Source organism: Chryseobacterium sp. RR2-3-20, assembly GCF_017808115.1.
Classification (GTDB): Bacteria; Bacteroidota; Bacteroidia; order Flavobacteriales; family Weeksellaceae; genus Chryseobacterium; species Chryseobacterium oryzae.
On record NZ_JADQBD010000164.1, the window covers coordinates 1 to 964 of the forward strand.

Below are 964 nucleotides of genomic sequence, written 5' to 3' on the forward strand. Positions count from 1 at the left end.
GGAAAAAACAAACTATTACAATATGGGAGTTTATTTGGAATACTTTTTTTGCAGTATTACTATAATTCCCGCTATTTTTGTATTGAGAGAAAATATAAAAACAGCCAAAAGAAATATTAAACTTTATGTTGGAAGTTAAGAATTTGAATGTTAGTTTTAAAAATCACAAAGTTTTAGAAGATTTCAATTTGAATATTGAAAATGGAGAAATTCTAGGATTATTGGGAAAAAATGGAGCAGGAAAAACAACTTTCTTTGAATCGCTGTTTCAAAATGTGAAATTTTCAGGAGAAATTTCTTGGAAAAACAAACATTTAAAAAGAGAGCAAATCTCTTATTTAGAAACCGAAAATTATTTTTATCCCTACATTACAGGAAAAGAATATCTTTCCTATTTTTCAGAAAGTAAAAACTTGAAAAAAAGTGAACTAATTGAAAAATTTAAACTTCCATTAGGAAAGTTTGTGCAAGATTATTCTAGCGGAATGAAGAAAAAATTAGCACTTATTGGAATGTTATTATTAGATAAACCAATTAATATTTTAGACGAGCCTTTTAACGGAGTGGATTTTGAGGGCGTTCACATTTTATATGATATAATTAGAAACCTAAAATCGGAAAATAAGATTGTAATTGTTAGTTCGCACATTATTGAAACATTATTTCATACTTGCGATAAAATTGCAATTCTACAAAATGGGAAAATTGAGAAAATATATGAAAAAACTGAATATGAGCAACTTAAAAACTTTAAATTCTGAAAAAAGAACGACAGATAACATGGGTTTTGCAAGATGCGGGATTGAAGGAAATCTCAGAAATATTCTAGAAAATACCCGCAAAAAACCATTTCATTTTTTTTTGTAAATTTGAAAAAAATGAAAATGGTTTTTGCTAGAGATTGGTTCTCCTATCGACTTTCAGTTTACAGTAGCCCGCACCTCGCAAAGCCCCTTTCCGTTAT

The 964-nt window shown here is 28.2% G+C and carries 1 protein-coding gene; it reads left to right on the forward strand.

The features are described 5' to 3' along the window. Window positions 1–125 precede the first annotated feature (125 nt). Window positions 126–761, forward strand: a complete 636-nt coding sequence (locus IV513_RS15510) for an ATP-binding cassette domain-containing protein (RefSeq protein ID WP_209391453.1) — start codon at window positions 126–128, stop codon at window positions 759–761. Window positions 762–964 lie beyond the last annotated feature (203 nt).